The sequence below is a fragment of the Hanstruepera ponticola genome (genome assembly GCF_012931685.1).
In the GTDB taxonomy this organism is placed as follows: domain Bacteria; phylum Bacteroidota; class Bacteroidia; order Flavobacteriales; family Flavobacteriaceae; genus Hanstruepera; species Hanstruepera ponticola.
In genome coordinates, this window is sequence record NZ_JABANC010000002.1 from 78,661 (window position 1) to 99,410 (window position 20,750).

20 protein-coding genes are annotated in these 20,750 nt (G+C 32.6%); 12 read left to right on the plus strand and 8 right to left on the minus strand.

Annotated elements, in window-relative coordinates; translation table 11 throughout:
- The first annotated feature begins 6 nt into the window (after positions 1–6).
- From HGK31_RS06160 to HGK31_RS06200, 9 genes are all read left to right on the plus strand, one after another.
- Complete coding sequence (locus HGK31_RS06160) at positions 7–1,149, plus strand: ABC transporter substrate-binding protein (RefSeq protein ID WP_191858974.1); 1,143 nt, start codon at positions 7–9, stop codon at positions 1,147–1,149.
- Complete coding sequence (locus tag HGK31_RS06165) at positions 1,150–2,166, plus strand: FecCD family ABC transporter permease (RefSeq protein WP_191858975.1); 1,017 nt, start codon at positions 1,150–1,152, stop codon at positions 2,164–2,166. It begins immediately after the preceding gene.
- Positions 2,166–2,960, plus strand: a complete 795-nt coding sequence (locus tag HGK31_RS06170) for an ABC transporter ATP-binding protein (protein ID WP_191858976.1) — start codon at positions 2,166–2,168, stop codon at positions 2,958–2,960. The genes HGK31_RS06165 and HGK31_RS06170 overlap by 1 nt, the downstream gene beginning before the upstream one ends.
- Before the next feature lie 119 nt (positions 2,961–3,079).
- On the plus strand, positions 3,080–4,807 hold the full coding sequence (locus HGK31_RS06175; protein ID WP_191858977.1) for a tetratricopeptide repeat protein: 1,728 nt from the start codon (positions 3,080–3,082) through the stop codon (positions 4,805–4,807).
- Positions 4,808–4,885: 78 nt separating this feature from the next.
- The gene (rmuC, locus tag HGK31_RS06180) at positions 4,886–6,211 is read left to right on the plus strand and encodes a DNA recombination protein RmuC (protein WP_191858978.1); all 1,326 of its coding nucleotides are present in this window, start codon (positions 4,886–4,888) and stop codon (positions 6,209–6,211) included.
- A 12-nt stretch (positions 6,212–6,223) separates the two neighbouring features.
- Positions 6,224–6,595 carry a 6-phosphogluconate dehydrogenase gene (locus tag HGK31_RS06185; protein ID WP_104734092.1) on the plus strand — a complete coding sequence of 124 codons (372 nt, stop codon included), beginning with the start codon at positions 6,224–6,226 and terminating at the stop codon, positions 6,593–6,595.
- Complete coding sequence (locus HGK31_RS06190) at positions 6,588–7,145, plus strand: acyl-CoA thioesterase (RefSeq protein WP_104734093.1); 558 nt, start codon at positions 6,588–6,590, stop codon at positions 7,143–7,145. The genes HGK31_RS06185 and HGK31_RS06190 overlap by 8 nt, the downstream gene beginning before the upstream one ends.
- A 159-nt stretch (positions 7,146–7,304) precedes the next feature.
- Positions 7,305–7,919 (plus strand): transcriptional regulator, encoded by a 615-nt coding sequence (locus tag HGK31_RS06195; RefSeq protein WP_191858979.1) that lies wholly within the window; start codon positions 7,305–7,307, stop codon positions 7,917–7,919.
- 1 nt (position 7,920) lies between these two features.
- Positions 7,921–8,625 (plus strand): DUF3307 domain-containing protein, encoded by a 705-nt coding sequence (locus HGK31_RS06200; RefSeq protein ID WP_191858980.1) that lies wholly within the window; start codon positions 7,921–7,923, stop codon positions 8,623–8,625.
- A gap of 45 nt (positions 8,626–8,670) precedes the next feature.
- Here the strand turns inward: HGK31_RS06200 and HGK31_RS06205 are convergent, their stop codons facing one another.
- The 3 genes from HGK31_RS06205 to rpmH all read right to left on the minus strand — a co-directional run bounded on the left by HGK31_RS06205 (position 8,671) and on the right by rpmH (position 12,712).
- Positions 8,671–9,531 carry a T9SS type A sorting domain-containing protein gene (locus tag HGK31_RS06205; protein ID WP_191858981.1) on the minus strand — a complete coding sequence of 287 codons (861 nt, stop codon included), beginning with the start codon at positions 9,529–9,531 and terminating at the stop codon, positions 8,671–8,673.
- Between the two features lie 69 nt (positions 9,532–9,600).
- Positions 9,601–12,453: a carbamoyl-phosphate synthase large subunit gene (gene carB / locus HGK31_RS06210; RefSeq protein WP_191858982.1), complete on the minus strand. Its 2,853-nt coding sequence runs from the start codon at positions 12,451–12,453 to the stop codon at positions 9,601–9,603.
- Positions 12,454–12,550: 97 nt separating this feature from the next.
- Complete coding sequence (gene rpmH, locus HGK31_RS06215) at positions 12,551–12,712, minus strand: 50S ribosomal protein L34 (RefSeq protein WP_104734098.1); 162 nt, start codon at positions 12,710–12,712, stop codon at positions 12,551–12,553.
- Positions 12,713–12,929: 217 nt separating this feature from the next.
- Here rpmH and HGK31_RS06220 point away from each other — a divergent pair, with 217 nt between their 5' ends.
- The gene (locus HGK31_RS06220; protein WP_104734099.1) at positions 12,930–13,508 is read left to right on the plus strand and encodes a hypothetical protein; all 579 of its coding nucleotides are present in this window, start codon (positions 12,930–12,932) and stop codon (positions 13,506–13,508) included.
- 2 nt (positions 13,509–13,510) lie between these two features.
- Here the strand turns inward: HGK31_RS06220 and cls are convergent, their stop codons facing one another.
- Genes cls through HGK31_RS06235 form a run of 3 tightly spaced genes read right to left on the minus strand, consistent with a single transcriptional unit; the run spans position 13,511 to position 16,611 of the window.
- Complete coding sequence (gene cls, locus HGK31_RS06225; RefSeq protein WP_191858983.1) at positions 13,511–14,965, minus strand: cardiolipin synthase; 1,455 nt, start codon at positions 14,963–14,965, stop codon at positions 13,511–13,513.
- The gene (locus HGK31_RS06230; RefSeq protein ID WP_104734101.1) at positions 14,965–15,894 is read right to left on the minus strand and encodes a lytic transglycosylase domain-containing protein; all 930 of its coding nucleotides are present in this window, start codon (positions 15,892–15,894) and stop codon (positions 14,965–14,967) included. Before HGK31_RS06230 ends, cls begins: the two co-directional genes overlap by 1 nt.
- Before the next feature lie 42 nt (positions 15,895–15,936).
- Positions 15,937–16,611, minus strand: a complete 675-nt coding sequence (locus HGK31_RS06235; RefSeq protein ID WP_104734102.1) for an alpha/beta hydrolase family protein — start codon at positions 16,609–16,611, stop codon at positions 15,937–15,939.
- A gap of 115 nt (positions 16,612–16,726) precedes the next feature.
- Between HGK31_RS06235 and HGK31_RS06240 the strand changes: the two genes are divergently transcribed.
- Positions 16,727–17,023 (plus strand): N-acetyltransferase, encoded by a 297-nt coding sequence (locus tag HGK31_RS06240; protein ID WP_104734103.1) that lies wholly within the window; start codon positions 16,727–16,729, stop codon positions 17,021–17,023.
- Positions 17,024–17,075: 52 nt separating this feature from the next.
- Here HGK31_RS06240 and HGK31_RS06245 read toward each other — a convergent pair whose 3' ends face one another.
- Together HGK31_RS06245 and mtaB are read right to left on the minus strand one after the other, a co-directional pair.
- Positions 17,076–17,606: a hypothetical protein gene (locus tag HGK31_RS06245; protein ID WP_191858984.1), complete on the minus strand. Its 531-nt coding sequence runs from the start codon at positions 17,604–17,606 to the stop codon at positions 17,076–17,078.
- 104 nt (positions 17,607–17,710) lie between these two features.
- Positions 17,711–19,045, minus strand: a complete 1,335-nt coding sequence (mtaB, locus tag HGK31_RS06250) for a tRNA (N(6)-L-threonylcarbamoyladenosine(37)-C(2))-methylthiotransferase MtaB (RefSeq protein ID WP_191858985.1) — start codon at positions 19,043–19,045, stop codon at positions 17,711–17,713.
- Between the two features lie 44 nt (positions 19,046–19,089).
- Between mtaB and HGK31_RS06255 the strand changes: the two genes are divergently transcribed.
- Positions 19,090–20,721 (plus strand): ABC transporter substrate-binding protein, encoded by a 1,632-nt coding sequence (locus tag HGK31_RS06255; RefSeq protein ID WP_191858986.1) that lies wholly within the window; start codon positions 19,090–19,092, stop codon positions 20,719–20,721.
- Positions 20,722–20,750: the final 29 nt, after the last annotated feature.

Sequence of the window (20,750 nt, forward strand, 5' to 3'; positions counted from 1 at the left end):
TTTGTTTTGAAAAAATTATTCTTATTAATTGTATTTATCAGCTTCATCTCTTGTGAAAATAAGCCTAAACAACCTGAAAATATAAAGCAAGATGTTGTAAACTCACATTTTGAATATGCCAAAGGCTTTCATATTACAACTAATGAGAACTTCAAAATTTTAACCATAAAAAACCCTTGGCCCAAAGCCGATAAAGCTTACAAATATGCATTGGTGCATCGCAATGTATTGCCTACCATTACTTTAAATAAAGATGAGTTTGACGGGATTATTACTATTCCTATTGAACGTATTGTTGTTACCTCAACAACCCATATTCCAGCCCTAGAATTATTAAATGTTGAAAACACTTTAATTGGTTTTCCGGGCACAGATTATATTTCATCAGAAAAAACTAGAGTGCTTATAAAAAATGATATGATTAGAGAACTAGGTAAAAATGAAGGACTCAACACAGAGGTATTGTTGGATTTGAAACCAGATGTAGTCGTCGGATTTGGCGTAGATGGTAATAATAAGTCACTCGAAACCATTAAAAAATCAAATATTCCTGTAGTCTATAATGGTGATTGGGTTGAAAAATCACCTTTAGCAAAAGCTGAATGGATTAAATTCTTTGGCGCTTTGTATAATAAAGAAAAAGAAGCCGATTCAGTTTTCAAAACTATTGAAAATAATTACAAAGAAGCTAAATTACTAGCGGCACATGTTGAAGAGCAACCAACCGTATTATGTGGAGCGATGCATAAAGATATATGGTACTTGCCGAGCAATACAAGTCCTGAAGCACAATTGTTAAAAGATGCTAATGTCAATTATTTATGGCAAGACAGTGATGGAAATGGCAGTTTAGCATTGAGTTTTGAAAGTGTTTACAACAAAGCTAAAGATGCAGATATTTGGTTGAGCCCTTCCTATTATGGAACCTATGAAAGTCTTGAAAAAGCGAGTGACCATTATACAAAATTTGATGCGTTTAAAAACAAATCTATTTTTACCTTTAGTAATACTACTGGAACTTCAGGTGGTGTGACGTATTATGAATTAGGAATAGCTAGACCCGACTTGGTACTGAAGGATTTAATAAAAATTTGTCATCCTGATTTGCTTCCAAATTATAACACGCAGTTCTTTAAACCGTTGATGTAAGTGTCAGATATTAAAACATATAGACTATCATTTATAGTATTAATTGCTTTATTAATCGTATGCTTTTTCACTAATATCAGTCTAGGTTCTGTTTCTATTTCATTTGGTGAGATAGTAAATAGCTTATTCGGATTTTCAGATAATTATATTGTTCAAAATTACAGATTACCAAAAGCCATAACAGCTATATTGGTGGGTTCTGGTCTTGGTGTGTCAGGCTTGTTAATGCAAACTCTTTTTAGAAATCCTCTTGCTGGTCCTTTTGTATTAGGAATAAGTTCTGGAGCAAGTCTTGGTGTGGCCATTGTCATTTTAGGTGCTGGTTTTTTTGGTGGTGCTTTTACAGCGCTATTAGTTTCAAAATGGAGTATTGTCATTGCTGCTAGTTTGGGTAGTTTTCTCGTTTTATTAGCCGTTTTAGTGGTATCTACAAAAGTTAGAGACACAATGGCAATATTAATAATTGGTCTTATGTTTGGTAGTATTACCGCAGCCGTAGTGAGTGTACTCTCCTACTTTAGCTCTGCTGAACAATTACAACAATACATTTTCTGGGGATTTGGAAGTCTTGGAAATCTCTCATGGAATGAATTATTAATATTTAGTATTATTTACGGTTTTGGATTGTTATTAAGTATTATATCAATAAAAGCTTTGAACACTTTACTGTTAGGTGAAAATTATGCAAAAAGTTTAGGCCTTAATATTAAACAAAACCGATTGATAATTATAGTAGCGACCAGTTTATTGGCTGGAACTATTACCGCATTTGCAGGGCCCATTGCTTTTATAGGTTTAGCAATTCCGCATATTGTTCGCCAAATATTTACTACATCAAATCATAAAATATTATTGCCTGCCATATTATTATTAGGTGCAATTGTTATGCTGGTATGTGATAGTATTGCTCAATTACCAACAAGTGACTATACATTACCTATAAACGCCATAACCTCCTTGTTTGGTGCGCCTGTGGTGATTTGGTTATTGATTAGAAAACGTAAAATGATGTTTTAATGACCAATCAAAATCAACATATTATTTTAAAGACTAATAATCTCGCAATTGGCTACAAGTCTAAAAAGTCACATACAGTTATCGCATCTGGTATAAATATTAATTTATTTGCTGGTGAATTAGTTGGTTTGGTTGGAGCCAACGGTATCGGAAAATCTACTTTACTACGAACCTTAACACAGGTTCAAGACCCGCTGGATGGTACTATTTTATTAAACGATAAAAAACTTACTGAAATTCAACCATTGGAATTGGCTAAAAACTTAAGTTTAGTATTGACTGAACAGATTGTCTCCAAAAACCTTACTGTATTTGAGTTAGTTGCGCTGGGCAGACAACCTTACACCAATTGGATTGGCAAACTATCAAAGCAAGATATTGAAGTTGTTGAAAGGTCTTTAAAACAAACAAGCATTATAGAATTAAAGCATAGAAAATGTTTTGAATTAAGTGATGGACAACTGCAAAAAGTAATGATTACACGCGCTTTAGCACAAGATACAGATGTCATAATATTAGATGAACCTACTACCCATCTAGACATGTATCACAAAGCATATATTTTAAAATTACTTCAAAAACTGGTTAAAGAAACTGGTAAGACCATTTTATTTTCTTCACACGAAATTGATTTAGCCATTCAACTATGTGATAAAATGATTGTGATGACGAAAAATAATGTTATTTCTGAAATGCCTTGTAATTTAATTCAAAAAGGGACATTCAATGAATTGTTCCCAAAAGATCTTATTACTTTCGATGAAAAAACTGGAAGTTTTAAGATTAAAAAATAACTCATAGCTCAATCGTTTTATTTAAAATAAACTATATTTACAATATTCTCTTTCAAGCCTTTGAACTACTCCCTGAATTAATCTTTTAGCATCAAATATTAACCATTAATTCAGTAGTCATGAAATTTAAACAACTGGCAGTAGCACTATCATTAATTGCTATCATAGGAATTCTATTAATTTTCACCAATGAAGAAAAGGAGTTTGACGATTCACAAAAGGTTGGCATGAATTTTATTAAATGTACACCTGCAAAATTTCTTTTGACAGATGTAGATACCACAAAGCAAATTTCTCCATTATTTGAAAATCTAGGAAACCACTCATATAAGGTTAGTACAGATAATGAATTAGCGCAACGCTTCTTTAATCAAGGGTTGCGATTGACCTACGCCTTTAATCATGCTGAAGCGCATAGGTCCTTTATGGAAGCTGCAAGATTAGATTCTAAATTAGCCATGGCTTATTGGGGACAAGCCTATACTTTAGGTCCGAATATAAATGACCCTTTACCAGATGATGAACGCAAAAAGAAATATAATGAAGCTATAGCTCATGCTTCAAAACTTGCTCCAATGGCTTCAAAAAAAGAGCAAGCTTTAATTGAAGCACTTACACACAGATATTCTACAGATTTAGAAAAAGATGTGGCTGAATTAAATCTTACGTACATGCAAGCCATGGAAAAAGTAGCTACAGATTATTCACAAGATGCAGATGTTCTGACACTTTATGCTGCATCAGTAATGAATACAGTTCCCTGGAATTATTGGGATAAAGAAGGGAACCCTTCTCCTAATATTACAGAAGCTAAAAACGCACTTGAAAAAGCTATGATATTAAGTCCGGACAATCCAGGAGCACATCATTACTACATTCATATGGTAGAACTGCCTAAACCAGATTTGGCAGTCCCTAGTGCCGAAAAATTAGGCTCCTTAGTGCCTGCAGCTGGCCATATAGTTCATATGCCATCACATATATTCATTCGTGTTGGTCGTTATAAAGATGCTGTATTGGCTAACCAGAAAGCCATTCTAGCTGATGAAGATTATATTTCGCAATGCTATGCACAAGGTATGTATCCTTTGGGCTACTATCCTCACAATATTCACTTTCTTTGGTCAGCATCAAGTTTATTAGGTAATAGTGAAATGGCAATTGATGCCGCTAAAAAAACAGCAGAGAAAGTTCCTATTGGCGAGATGGAGGAGTTACATTTTTTACAAAATTTTGCTGCGACTCCTTTATTAGCTTATACCAGATTTGGAAAATGGAATGATATTTTAACTTATCCCAAGCCAAACGATAGTATTAAACACCTCAAACTAATTTGGCATTATACAAGAGGTATTGCTTTCACCAGGAAAAGCAACAGTAAGGAAGCCAAAGAAGAACTCGACGCAATCAAACAATTCATAAATGACCCTCAAATGGAATCTATATTTGCTTCCGGATTTGACAACGGAACCACCATAGCAAAATTGGCTTATGAAGTCGTAGCAGGTGAAATTGCTTCTCTTGAAGGCAACTTCAATTTAGCTATTAAACACATGCAAAAAGCCGTTGATATGGAAGACAATCTTATTTATAACGAACCATCGGCTTGGCATATTCCACCTAGACAAAATTTAGGAGCCATACTCTTAAAAGCTGAAAGATATGCCGAAGCAGAAAGTATCTATTTAGAAGATTTAAAAGTCTTACGACAGAACGGATGGTCTCTTATGGGTTTATATGAAAGTTTGGTTGCTCAAAATAAGATGGATGAGGCCACAGCTATTATGCAAGAATTCAACAAAGCATGGGAAGATGCTGATATAGATATAAAAACATCTATTCTTTAAAAATAGTGAATATTTAAGCTGTTACATTTCTTTTTATCCTCATGGTAAAAATTTATCTTTGGATAAACTTCTTATTAAATGAACGACAACATCATTCTTATTCTTGCCATCTTAATTTCAGGTGGGATTGGAGCTTACATTGGTATGACCATTACCAAATTAAAAAGCAAAAGTGATAAAAGCACATTAGAAGAGCGTCAAAATCAATTATCACAAACCATTAATGATTTAAAAGAAAATTTAAGTAAAGTTGAAGCCAATCGTGAAACAATTCGAAATGAAAAAGAGTTCTTGAATTCTGAATTGGCACGTCGTAATACCGAATTTGAAAACTTGCAGAAACAAAATGCAAAACGTGACGAAGAACTTGTTAAACAACAAGAGCAACTTCGAAAAGATTTTGAGCTCATGGCAAGTAAGATTTTGGATGAAAAGAGCGAGAAATTTACCCTTCAGAATAAAGAAAATATCAAACAAATACTCAATCCGCTACAAGAAAAAATAAAAACATTTGAAGATAAAGTTGAGAAATCTCAAAAAGAAAGTATCAGCATGCATTCAGCTTTAAAAGAGCAGCTATTAGGTTTAAAAGACTTAAATCAACAAATGACAAAAGAAGCCAATAACCTGACTAAAGCACTAAAAGGAGACAGTAAAATGCAAGGTAATTGGGGTGAACTGGTTTTAGAGCGTGTTTTAGAAAAATCTGGTTTAGAAAAAGACCGAGAATATTTTGTACAGCAAAACTTTAATCGTGATGATGGTTCTCGCGTGATGCCAGATGTGGTATTACACCTACCAGATAATAAGCGTATGATTATAGATAGTAAAGTTTCTTTAACAGACTATGAGCGTTATGCCAATGCTGACGATGATGACAAAGCACTATTTCTAAAAGCACACGTCAACTCCATAAACAAACATGTCAATCAGCTTTCAGAAAAAAAATATGAGGATTTATATGATATTGAATCTCCTGATTTTGTACTAATGTTTATTCCAATAGAGCCTGCCTTTGCAGTAGCTTTGAATCAAGATAACACATTATACAACAAAGCATTTGAAAAAAATATAGTAATTGTTACACCTTCTACCCTTTTAGCAACACTTCGAACGGTAGATACAATGTGGAGCAATGAAAAACAACAACGTAATGCCCTTGAAATTGCAAAACAGGCAGGTGCATTATATGATAAATTTGAAGGTCTTGTTTCTGATTTAACAGGTGTGGGAAAGAAAATTGATGCTGCAAAATCAGATTATTCTTCGGCTATGAATAAATTAGTCGAGGGTAAAGGCAATCTCATTGGGCGTGTTGAAAAGTTGAAAAAAATGGGTGCCAAAGCAAAAAAATCATTACCGCAGCCTATTTTGAAACGCGCAGAAAATAGTGAAGAAGAATAATAACTTAATATTATGAAAAAGTTTTTTTTAAAAGTATTGGGCGGCATAATTGTTTTATTTATAGCCTATGTTGCATTTCTATATTTTGCCTCCTACAGCGAAGGTATTCGGGCTGGCAGACTGGTTAAATTCAGTCATAAAGGTGTTATTATAAAAACTTGGGAAGGTGAGATAAGCCAAGGTGTTTCTGATGCTCAAATTTTTGTTTTTTCAGTTGAAGATAAAGAGAAACAAGTGATAAGTGATTTACAACAGTTTCAAGGCAAGTTTGTGAAACTTCATTATTTTGAGCGTTTCGGTAAGCTCTTTTGGTTAGGTGATACTAAATATTTTGTCACAAAAGTTGAAGAAGATAATACTATCAACCAATACTTAAATGATTAATAACTACAAAAAAGTAGATGCGTCTCGTATCTCAATTTCTGAATTGATGCAGCCTTCACATTCCAATTTCGATGGTAAAATACATGGTGGCTACATTCTAAATTTAATGGATCAAATAGCTTTTGCATGTGCTTCAAAACATTCTGAAACCTATTGTGTTACAGCTTCTGTTGATACTGTTGACTTTTTAAACCCTATTGAGATTGGTGAATTAGTTACCATGAAAGCTTCGGTTAATTATGTAGGAAAAACTTCAATGGTTGTTGGTATTCGCGTTGAAGCTGAAAACATTCGTACAGGACACATAAAACATTGCAATTCTTCATATTTCACGATGGTAGCCAAAGATGATCTAGGAAAATCTATTTCTGTTCCTGGATTGATTTTAAATGATAAATCAGAAGTGAAGCGTTTTCTTAAAGCCATAAAACGTAAAGAAACTAAAGTGCATCGAGAACATGAGTTCAACAGCGCTTCTTTTTCTTTGGAAAATTATATTGAAGAATTAGAAGGCTATAGAATTAAAATTGACTTACCTGAAAATAGATAAATTATTATTCTGTAAATAAGGAATATTTGTAAATATTCCATAATTAAAGCATATATTTGTTTATTCCGTTAAAAAGGCATATATTTGATTATCGCATTATTAAATGATATTTGTATTTATCATTTTTTTAATGGTATTTTAAATTTATCTCAATATAATATGATAAGTGTAATTACAGGAGATATCATCAACTCCACCAAATATGACGACCCTAACATATGGTTGATACCGTTAAAACGAGCACTACAAACCATATCATCCAAATCAACATCTTGGGAGGTTTTTAGAGGTGATAGTTTTCAAATTGAAGTTACTAATGTTTATAAATCCTTAATAAGTGCTATTTACATAAAAGCTTCTGTAAAAATGATAAAAGGATTGGATGTTAGAATAGCAATAGGTATTGGTACAAAAACATATAGTGGTGATACTATTACAGAATCAAATGGTAGCGCATTCCAAAACTCTGGAAGTGTTCTAGAAAATTTAAAGCACACAAAAACCAATTTAAAAATTAAAGGAACTGTAAGCATTGATGACGAACTAAATCTATATTTAAAACTTATTGGCATTCTTATGGATCACTGGTCAGTAAATTCGGCAGAAATTGTTAAATTACATTTAGAGAACGAAAACAAAATTCAAAAAGAAATAGCTAAACTTATTGGAATCAGTCAAGATGCGGTAAGTAAACGTATGAAACGCGCATATCTTGATGAAATATTAGAAGTCAACGCCATGTTTAAATCCAAAATAGCTCAATCTATAATATAAAATGACTTTACTCATCAAACTCATATTAGCACATCTAATTGGTGATTTTCTACTTCAACCAAAAAAATGGGTCAAGGAAAAAGAAAAGAAAAAATTAAAATCACTTAAGCTTTACTTTCATGTTGCTATTCATTTCCTATTATTATTTTTAATTGTTTGGGATTTATCATATTGGCCATTACTGGTTACTATTGGCTTATCACACTTTGTTATTGATGCAACAAAACTCGTTTTTCAAAATAAAAAAACAAGAAGACGTTGGTTTTTTATAGATCAATTATTGCACATAGTAAGCATTTTTATAGCTTATTATATATTCACAAATGCTCACTTTTCTGTAGCAACTATTGACAAGGAAAATATATTGTTACTTACAACTTGTCTACTGTTTTTAACACAACCTGTTTCAATAATCATGAAAGCCATTTTTGGCAAATGGAACATTGAAAAACTTACAAAGGGCAACGAATCATTGGAAGATGCTGGCAAGTATATAGGAATTTTAGAAAGGCTATTAGTTTTTATATTTATTATAACCAATCATTGGGAAGCTGTGGGATTTTTAATTACTGCAAAGTCGGTTTTTAGATTTGGAGATTTAAAAGAAAGTAAGCACAGAAAGCTCACAGAATACATACTAATAGGAACACTTATTAGCTTTGGAATTGCCATTGTAACTGGTATATTGTTTACAATCTTGACATAAAAAAACCATCAGAAAACTGATGGCTAATAATATATGATTCTTTTATTATTGTTTTACAAAACGTTTAGTTGTAGTACCATTATCTGAAGATACTCTCACCAAATAAACTCCTTTTTGCCATTGTGAGGTATTAATAGAAAATTTAGAGTTATTTAATGTGTTGCTGTAAACTTTAGCACCTAAAATATTATAAATAGTTACTTGAGCATTTTTTTCTAAATTCGAGATATTTAAGTTTAAATTTCTAGAACTAGGATTTGGATAAATGCTAAAACTATTCTCCACTTTTAAATCTTGTCTGCTCAAAGTAGTCGAAGCCGTGATATTATCAACTCGAAGCGTTGCAGCAATCACTTCGCCTCGCCAATTATCAATATTTTCATCGGCAACACTAATTATTCGCATAGTGAAAGCATTTGACAATACTTCAGAAACAGTGTTGGCTCCTTGAACAATTGTAAAATCACTCAAGCCTAACGGCAATGAAACACTATTCCATCCTGAACTAGCAGCGACTACAACAGGAACAGTAGATATCATACGTGTTCCACCTGGACCTTGAAAAGCTAACCTTAAATGCAAGTCATTAGTTGTTACTTCTGCATCAAACTGTATTTCAACTATACCTTCAGAAATAAAATCTCCAGACCATTGATTATTAGCATTAAAAATAGCCATTCTACTACCTATACTGCCAGCACCAGTTGAAGTATATTCTAAAAAATTATCGTCAACTCCATCAGGACCTCCTGAAGCTACATTAACTGGTGAACTTGAACCAGTAGCTCCAATAATCCAGTTTTGCACTGTTCCGTCTTCAAAATCATCAACCTGACCAGCAGACACTTGTGAAAACACAACAACAGAAGTTAACATAAGTATTAAAAAAAGTAGTTTTTTCCTCATAGCACAATATTTTCTACTAAAATAATACTTTTTGCGCAACTAAAATTAAATAACTGCTAATTGAACAATTTATTTGCTTAAATACATTTTACGTCTAGAGTAAAGATTATAAAACTCATCGTCTTTTAAGCTATCTATAAACAAGATACTTTCACCAGTACTCTTCATCTCTGGCCCTAATTGTTTATTGACATTTGGAAATTTGTTGAAAGAGAATACTGGTTGCTTTATGGCAAATCCATCTAATTTTGGGTTAAACTCAAAATCAGTTACTTTTTTCTCTCCTAACATCACTTTTGTAGCATAATTCACATAAGGCTCGCCGTAAGCTTTTGCAATAAATGGAACTGTTCTAGATGCTCTTGGGTTGGCTTCAATAATATAAACCTTATCATCTTTTATGGCAAATTGGATATTAATCAACCCAACTGTGTTAAGTGCTAAAGCAATCTTTTTTGTATGATCTTTAATTTGTTGCATTACAAATTCACCCAAATTAAAAGGTGGTAACGTAGCATTACTGTCACCAGAGTGAATTCCACATGGCTCAATATGCTCCATTATCCCTATGATGTAAACATTTTCGCCATCACATATTGCATCAGCTTCAGCCTCAATAGCACCATCTAAATAATGGTCTAACAGCAATTTATTATCAGGCATACCGCGTAATAAATCAACAACATGCTCTTCCAAATCTTTTTTGTTGATAACAATCTTCATCCCTTGGCCTCCAAGTACGTAAGATGGTCTTACCAAAATTGGAAAGTTTAATTTATCTGCAACCGCTAATGCTTCATCCGCTGATGTGGCTACATCAAATTCAGGGTAAGGAATATCATTCTCTTTTAAAAGTTTAGAAAAACTTCCTCTGTCTTCGGCTAAATCTAAAGATTGGTAAGTTGTTCCTAAAATCTTAATACCATATCTATCTAGCTTTTCAGCCAGTTTCAAAGCAGTCTGACCACCTAACTGAACAATTACACCTTCTGGTTTTTCGTGTTGAATAATATCGTAAATATGCTCCCAGAATACAGGTTCAAAGTATAGTTTATCTGCAATATCAAAATCGGTTGAAACTGTTTCTGGATTACAATTAATCATAATAGTTTCATAACCACATTCAGAAGCTGCCAAAACACCGTGAACACAGCAATAATCAAATTCGATACCCTGACCAATACGATTTGGTCCAGAACCTAAAACAACTATTTTCTTTTTTTCACTTACTTCACTTTCATTAGCCGGTTTTACATGTCCGTTCTTATCTTGAACTTCATTTTCAAAAGTAGAGTAATAATAAGGTGTTTCAGCTTTAAATTCTGCAGCACAGGTATCAACTAATTTATAAACGCGCTTAACATTAAATTCTTCACGCTTTTTATATACTTGGCTTTCTAAACATTTAAGCATGTGAGCAATTTGTCTATCTCCATAGCCTTTTTGTTTAGCTTCTAAAAGTAAGTCTCGCTCAATAGTATCTATTGTGAATTTTGATATTTCTCTTTCCAAATGGAAAAGTTCTTCATATTGCTTTAAGAACCACATATCAATTTTTGTGATTTCGTGAATACGACTTAAAGGTATTCCCATTTGAATAGCATCATAAATCACAAAAACACGATCCCAACTAGCGTTAGTAAGTTTATCAATTATCTGATCGTAATTCTTATAACCTTTACCATCAGCACCTAATCCGTTGCGTTTAATTTCGAGTGATTGCGTAGCTTTGTGCAGGGCTTCTTGAAACGAACGACCAATTGCCATGACCTCACCTACTGCTTTCATTTGCAGACCTAGAGTCCTATCTGAGCCTTCAAACTTATCAAAATTCCAACGTGGTATTTTTACAACTACATAATCAATGGTTGGTTCAAACAATGCCGAAGTAGAACCCGTGATTTGATTCGTTAATTCATCTAAAGAATAACCAATCGCCAATTTCGTTGCTACTTTCGCAATTGGATAACCCGTGGCTTTACTTGCTAAAGCTGAAGAACGTGATACACGTGGATTAATTTCAATAGCAATTATTTCTTCTTTTTCATCTGGACTTACTGCGAATTGCACATTACATCCTCCTTCAAAATCACCAATACTACGCATCATATGTATTGCCATATCGCGCATGCGCTGGAATGTTTTGTCAGATAAGGTCATAGCTGGTGCGATAGTAATAGAATCTCCTGTATGAATTCCCATTGGATCCATATTCTCTATCGTACAGATAATTACAACGTTATCATTTTTATCACGAAGTAATTCCAATTCGTACTCCTTCCAACCCATCATGGCCTTATCAATCATCACTTCATGAATAGGTGAAATTTCCAAACCACGTGTCAATAACTCATCAAAATCTTCCTCTTTGTAAACTATTGATGCTCCTGCTCCACCCAAAGTATAAGATGCTCTAATTACTAATGGAAAACCAAATTCTTGAGCTATTTCTTTTCCTTTTAGGTACGACGTTGCTGTTGCTTGCGGTGCCATTGGAACTCCAATTTTCAACATCAACTCTCTAAACTGTTCACGATCTTCGGTAATATTAATGGCATCAATATCAACACCAATGAGTTTAACGTTAAAATCTTTCCATATCCCTTTTTCATCAGCTTCTATAGCTAAATTTAAAGCAGTTTGTCCTCCCATTGTAGGTAAAACAGCATCTATTTGCGGATGATCTTTTAGAACTTTAATAATTGATTTGGTAGTCAAAGGTAAAAGGTACACATGATCTGCCATGGAAGGGTCAGTCATGATTGTAGCTGGATTAGAGTTAATTAGGATAGTTTCAATCCCATCTTCTCGCAATGATCTTAAAGATTGTGTTCCAGAATAATCAAATTCGCATGCTTGACCTATGATGATTGGTCCAGAACCTATAATTAAAACCGATTTTATGTTTTTGTTTTTTGGCATGTTGAAAATTTTGTTTTGCAAAAATAGTTATCAATAGGGTACAAAAAAAGGTGTTACGCCTAAGTAACACCTTTAAAATATTAACAATTGTTAATCATTATTTCTTATGTCTTGGTTCAGAAGATACAGATAATTTCTTTCTTCCTTTTGCTCTTCTACGTGCAAGGACTTTTCTACCATTAACAGTAGCCATTCTTTCTCTAAAGCCATGCTTGTTTTTTCTTTTACGCTTTGATGGCTGAAATGTTCTTTTGCTCATTATTTATATCTTTAAAATCTTCTTATTTATTTTTAGAACTGGGATTTCAAAACATACTCCCAAAACTGCGTGCAAATATACAAACCCTTTTTTATTTGACAAACCTTATTTTAAAAATATTTTTTCAATAAAATTTTAGTTTCTTTGCAGTCTAATAGAAGTGAAATTGAACACTTGTTGAAAACACAACAAGCTTTTTATAAAACATCATTAAAATATGTATAATAAAATTATCAAATTAATTATTGCTTTCGGGATTATTGCTTTTGCAATTTATCAGTTTATTGAAGGAAATATTGGTAATGGTATCATGTATATTCTACTTTCTGGAATATTTATCTTTTTATATTTTAAAAATGAATTCATTTTATTAGCCTTTTTAAGGTTGCGAAAGCAAGATTTTGAAGGTGCAAAAAAATGGTTGAACAAAATTAAGAATCCGAGTGCTGCATTAGTAAAAAAACAACAAGGTTATTACAATTATTTACATGGCATCATGGTGTCACAAGATAATATGAATGAGGCCGAAAAATATTTTAAGAATGCCATTTCATTGGGTTTATCTATGGATCATGACCTAGCCATGGCAAAACTTAATTTGGCTGGTATTGCATTTTCAAAAAGAAGAAAGCAAGAAGCTCAATTATTATTGAAGGAAGCAGAAAAATTAGACAAGAGAAATATTTTGGCAGATCAAATAAAAATGTTCAAACAACAAATGAAAAAAGCTGCCATCCCTAAACAACACTATGGTCAACCAACTTCGTCAAGACAAAATAGACGTAGCAGAAGGTAATATTATAATAAGGGAGACCACAGCCTAGCATAGGATTCTTTAAGTTTGTTTGAAATTGGTCTTTCTTGCCAACGCTTTAAATCTAGTTCTTCAGATTCTTTTAAATCATCTAGAAAATGTTGTTTTAATTCAACGCTGGTTTTCTTGTCATAGATTATTGCATTAATTTCAAAATTAATATTAAAGCTCCTATGGTCCATATTGGTTGTTCCTACTGTTGACAGTATATCGTCTACAACCATAGTTTTTGCGTGAATAAATCCATTACAATATCTATATACCTTTACTCCTGCTTCTAACAATGGTTCTATGTAGGAGTTGGTAGCATGTTTAGCTGTCCATGAATCAGACATTTTGGGTATTATTAACCGAACATCAATATTACTTTTAGCTGCAACTTGTAAAGCCGTGATTATCTCATCGTTTGGAATAAAATAAGGCGTTGTAACATATACATAGTCCTCTGCTCTATTAATAGAAACAAACATAGCTTCCATAATGTTAGGCCAATTGGTATCTGGACCGCTAGCAGATATTTGTACAGCTGTTTCATGCTTGGTTTTTACCTCCGGAAATAATTCTTCGGTAATCTTTAAATCAGAATTGGATACAAAATTCCACGTCATTAAAAAATTTACTTGAAGTGGTTTAACCGCTTCTCCTACTATTCTTACGTGCGTGTCTCTCCAAAATGATTCTCCATTTTTATAATTAACATAATTATCAGATACATTTATACCTCCAACGTAACCAATTTTGCCATCAATTATTGCAATTTTTCGATGATTTCTATAATTCAATTTTCCTGTAAATCCACGAAATAATACTGGCATAAATGCATTGCATTCAACACCAGATTCTTTCATTTTCCGTTTAGCTTTATTTGATATCTTGCTACCTACGTCATCGACACTTACTTTTACTGAAACTCCGTTTCGAGCTCTTTCGCAAATAATATCAATTAATTGTGTGCCAATATTATCATCTTTGAGGATATAATATTCAAGGTGAATATGGTGTTTTGCCTTTTTTAAATCTTCAAATAACAATTTAAATTTTGTTTTACCATTTTTCAATAATGCCACCTCATTGTAACGTGTTAAAGGTGTATGTTCTGAATTGTACAGAAGATGTACTAATTTCATTTTTTCGTCCAACAAATCATCAAATTCTTCGAGCTCTTTAGAATTTAGAGTAAAATCTTCACTGATTTTTTTCACTATACTCTTGTTCAAAACGTTTTTTCGATTAAATATTTTACTCTTACGATACTCCTGACCGAAAAAATAATAAACCAATAATCCAACAAAAGGAAACATCACCAAAACCAGAATATAGGTAATGGTTTTAGTAGGATTAATGTTTTTAAAAAGAATAATGGCAATAGCAAAAATTACCAGTATGTAATTTAAGCCTAATAGTAAAGACCAGATATGCTCCTTTATATATTCAATCATTAAGGGTTTGTTGAATAATAGCCAGGCTTAGGTATTTCAATAAAGTATTGCTTTCTTGATTTATTGTTTAAATGAGGCTCTCGCAACCAAGGATTGTGAATTTTGAGAATTTTATAATTGATACTGAACTTTTCGGCAAAAGCTGTAAAATCAGTTACTGCTGTATCAACCTCAACTTTGAATGTTGGAACATCTTTATACAAATCCTTTGTTCTAAAGTTAAATCCGTATTTATCAGGGTGGGACAATATTTCTTTTAATGCCACGATACGGAACATGTAACGCCCTGTTTCTTCGCCTAATAATAAATCATAATAATCTGATACATTTTGCTCTTGTAAGCGTCTTGAAATTCCAGACATACCAGCATTATAAGCTGCTGCTGCCAAGGTCCAAGAACCCAATTTTTCCTTTGATTCTTTCAAATATTTACAAGCAACTTCAGTTGCCATTTCTAAATGGTAACGTTCATCAACATTATCATTTACTTCTAGCCCAAATTCTCTTCCAGTTGCTGGCATTATTTGCCAAACTCCTCTTGCTCCAGCTGGTGACACCACATTAACCAAACCACTCTCGATTACTGCTAAGTATTTAAAATCATCTGGAATACCATTTTTTTTCAAAATAGGCTCAATTATAGGAAAATATTTATGTGCTCTTTTAAACATAAGTAACCCATTGGATTGCCAATACGTATTAACTAAAAGCTCACGATCCATACGCTCCAAAATATCTGGGTTTTTAAGTGGTAACGGCTCTCCTGCAAAATCTAAATTATCAGGAACTTGTAGCGCGTAAACGTTATAATCGTTAATAAGTTTTCGTTCAAAATTTTCATCACTTGGAGCATCCTGAAGTGCAAAAATGAAAATCATGCCGAGTGCAAATAATCCTATAATTGATAGTATGTTTTTAAGAGTTTTCATTGCGAGGAATTTTTCATTAAAGTTATAAAAAAAAACGACATGTTAATCTAGTCGTCCATTTAAAATTAGTTTAGGCAAATTTTCATTAAACCACTTAAATTTATTGATAATCATAATATGTGTACCACCTTTTATTTTTATACAATTAGTAATATGATGACACGGAAACACCATATCTTGATCACCATGAATATGAATAGCTTCTGGAATTGGTTTGTCTTGATTCCAACAAACCATATTTTTTAAAGCCCAATCTAAATAACGTTTATCGTTGACTGATAAGTACTTTTTATATAGCTCAATTCGTTTTTTTACATTAGATCCAAAGGCATATTTTGCAAACATATCTATGTGACTTACCAAACTTGTTGGAGCTATAGCGTAAGCCTTTGTTTTACGAGCTATTCTCATGCGTTTTGGAAGTTCGTGCTTTGAACTAACGCTAGATATGATTATCAAGCGCTTTAACTTTAAATGCTTGCTCATTTCCTGAACCAAAACACCTCCAAAAGACACACCAACTAATACCAAGTTCTCATGTTTAATTTTTTGGGTCATCCTTATGGCATAAGCCTCTAAAGTTTCATCACGTTCTGGAATTAACCATTCTAAATAATGTATTTTAAACTGGTTTTCAGGCAGTTGTATGTTTTCAAATATTTTTGGACTCGCAGCCATTCCTGGCATGAAATAAACATGTATTATATCTTGATTCATAAGGTATTATGCAAATATTATCTTTAAAATGACAATAATTTTTCGTAAATTTGCGTTACAAAACTATATAAAATAGTCCTACTCCTTATAGTTCCAATTAATAAAAAAGATTATTATGATAGAAGCACATGAACTCGTTGACAATGATTTTTTGCGTCAGTTTGAATTAAAAATTGATAATGAACTTGCGAAAATTGAATACTCCCTTCAAGAGCGTAAAATTTTCTTAACTAAATTAATTATTCCTGAAACTATTTTTACGGAAGAATTTCAAAACGAATTTATTAGAACCGTATTTGAACATATTGAAGAACGCAATTTAAGCGTTGTTCCTACGAGTCCTGAAATAGCAAAATTTATTAGACGAAATAGACAATACAAAAGTATGCTCCCAGTAGGAGTTAGGATATAAAAAAAAGCCGAAATTAAATTTCGGCTTTTTTTTATTTATATTTCGTTTAATTCTATTGCTTTTCAAAAACATAGGTCAAATCTTGAACTACAGTTATCTCAAAAGTATCAATGTCTTTCGCAACAAAACCATCTTCAATGGTCATAAACAAAGTGTTTCCTTCCAATAGAAAAGTAGCTTCAACATCATTGTAATTTATAATTCCAGAATTATTACTTAACATATAACTTAATGGAATATCAACACGTTCATTATTAAATGAACTAGCTACCATATAAACTAAAGTACCATTTTCATCCCGAGTATTGTAAGTAACAGTATCAGAAAAGTAAATTATACCACTGTTATTATTATTAATAATGATTTCTGTATCGTAAGGTGAGTTAGTTCCTATATAAACAACATCGGTTAAGTTGCCATCATTGTGAAAATCAATAGGTGTTTCAATTGTTTTCATTGATAACCTCCAAACACCTTTAAAATTATTTGATCTATCAGATAAGTTGTCATCATTATCAGTGGAACAAGCGGTAAAGGAAAGGATCAAAAATATTGCACCAATAATAGATAAGGCTTTAGACATAAGTAGTTGATTTTGAGATGAAAATAATTTGTTTTCGAAAGACAAATGGAAAATAGAGGACAAAAAACATTAAAACTCGTTGAACTACTTGAAAAAACGAAGAATCAAGCAGAAATCACCGATTCTTGAAAATTGAATCTTACAATCCCATCTTCACCAATAGTAGTGAGTTCTACTTTTAGAATAGTATTAACCAATTCTGGATTCCAAGGCGTTTTAACTTTTACGTAGTTTTCTGTAAATCCATGAATATAGCCTTCTTTATTTTCACTTTCAAAAAGCACTTCTCTTATGGTACCAATCTGGCTTTCGTAAAAAGCACGACGTTTTTTTACTGATAAACCACGTAACATTTTACTTCTTTTAGAACGCACGTTTTTGGGGACTATTTGCTCCATTTGTGAAGCTTCGGTATTATCTCTTTCAGAATACGTAAAAACATGCAAATAGGAAATATCCAAATCATTTAAAAAATTATAGGTCTCAAGGAAATGCTCATCCGTCTCACCAGGAAATCCTACAATCACATCAACTCCAACGCAAGCATCTGGCATAACTTCCTTTATTTTATCAACCCTATCAACATATAACTCACGTAAATAACGACGCTTCATACGCTTTAATATAGCGTTACTACCACTTTGAAGTGGTACATGAAAGTGCGGTACAAAACTATCAGATTCCGCAACTAAATTAATGGTATCATTTTTCAATAAATTAGGCTCTATCGAAGAAATTCGCAATCGTTCAATACCTTCAACTTGATCTAATTCTTTCACCAAATCCAAGAAAGTGTGATCATGGCGTTTGTTACCAAATTCCCCTTTACCATAATCACCTATATTCACTCCTGTTAAAACAATCTCTTTAATATCTTTTGCAGCTATCTCTTTAGCATTAGCAACAACATTTTCTACCGAATCACTTCTAGAGATTCCTCTAGCTAACGGAATGGTGCAGTAGGTACATTTATAATCACAGCCATCCTGAACCTTTAAAAAAGCCCTTGTTCTGTCTCCAAACGAATAACTACCAACATAAAAATCGGCTTCTTGAATTTCACATGAATGAACTTCGCCATAATCATTTTTTGATAAATCGTTCAAATAATCGGTAATCTTAAATTTTTCAGTAGCACCTAAAACCAAATCGACACCTTCGACATTAGCTAATTCTCGAGGTTTAAGTTGCGCATAACATCCAACAGCAGTTATAAATGCTTCGGGATTATTTTTTTGAGCTTGCTTTACTATGGTCTTGAAACGTTTATCGGCATTTTCAGTGACAGAACAAGTGTTGATAACATAAATATCGGCATATTCAGAAAAATCTACGCGCTCAAAACCTTCGTTCTTAAAAGTTCTTGCTATGGTTGATGTTTCTGAAAAATTCAATTTACATCCTAACGTGTAAAAACCGACTTTTTTTCTTGCTGTCATTCTTGTACTTTTACCAAGTTGCAAATTTACAACTATTAAACAAAATGATAAAACGCCACCTGTCATTATTGAGACTTCCCATAAAATGGATATGGATAATGTGTTTCACCATCATAATTATTTCTTGCAACAATGAGAATAAGGAGCTTGATAGTTCATTAGTTTTTAGATATAATGAGCATAAAAATATTGGCTCATTAGATCCAGCATTTTCAAAAGACCTTGCAGATATATGGGCAACTAATCAGCTTTTTAATGGTTTGGTGGAAATGGATAATAAATTGAATGTGCAACCAGCTATTGCAAAAAGCTGGACTATTTCAGATGATGCACTTACTTATACATTTACGCTTCGCGATGATGTAACATATCATAAACATAGATTATTTGGTAGTGATTCCACACGAATCGTAACTTCAAATGATTTCTTTTATAGTTTCAATAGACTCAAAGATGAGAAACTAGCATCACCAGGAAGCTGGGTATTGAATAAAGTTAAAACGTTCTACCCTGTAAACGATTCTATTTTTGAAATTAAGCTAAAGCAACCTTTCCCAGCATTTTTAGGCTTATTGACTATGAAATATTGTTCCGTTGTTCCAAAAGAAATTGTTGAAAATTATGGTAATGATTTTAGATCAAATCCTATTGGAACAGGTCCCTTTCAATTTAAACGCTGGGAAGAAAATTTAAAATTGGTTTTTAGGAAAAATCCTGATTACTTTGAAGTTGATAAAAACGGAAAGCAACTTCCTTATCTAGAAGCTATTGCGATAACTTTTTTACCCGACAAACAAAGTGAATTTTTACAATTTGCCCAAGGCAATATTGATTACGTATCAGGATTGGATGCTTCCTATAAGGATGAAATATTAACAGCAGATGGTAAATTACGAGATTTGTATGCTTCTGATGTCAACATGATTCGTGGTCCCTATCTAAATACTGAGTACTTAGCCTTTTATATGGAATCTGATGCTCCTGAAATACAGTCAGAATTAATCCGACAGGCCGTTAATTACGGTTTCGATAGAAATAAAATGATGATTTATTTACGAAATGGTATTGGTATTCCTGCCAATGGCGGTTTTATCCCTAAAGGATTGCCTGGTTACAGTAATAAAATTGGCTTCACCTATCAACCTGAAAAATCAAAACAACTTGTTCAACAATACATAAAAGAAACAAGAAATAACAATCCAGAAATTAGCATAACAACTACCAGCAATTATTTAAGCTTTTGCGAATACATACAACGTGAACTTCAAAAAACAGGGCTTATTGTAAACGTAGATGTTGTTCCTGCTTCCAGTTTGAAAGATGCTAAAGCAAATGGAAAACTAGACATGTTTAGAGCCAGTTGGGTAGCCGACTACCCTGATGCTGAAAATTACCTATCACTCTATTACAGTAAAAACTTTGCGCCAAATGGACCTAATTACACACATTTTAGCAGTGAACAGTTTGACACTTGGTATGAACAAGCCTTTATTGAAACAGAGTCAAAAAAAAGAGAGCATTTATACTCCAGAATGGATTCATTAATTATGAGTCATACGCCAATAGTGCCTATGTTTTATGACGAAGTTGTTCGCTTTACAAGAAAAAATGTAAAAGGGCTAGGAATTAACCCAATTAATCTTTTAGAATTAAAACACGTAAAAAAAGCTCATTAAATGAGCTTTTTTATTTTGATAATTACAAT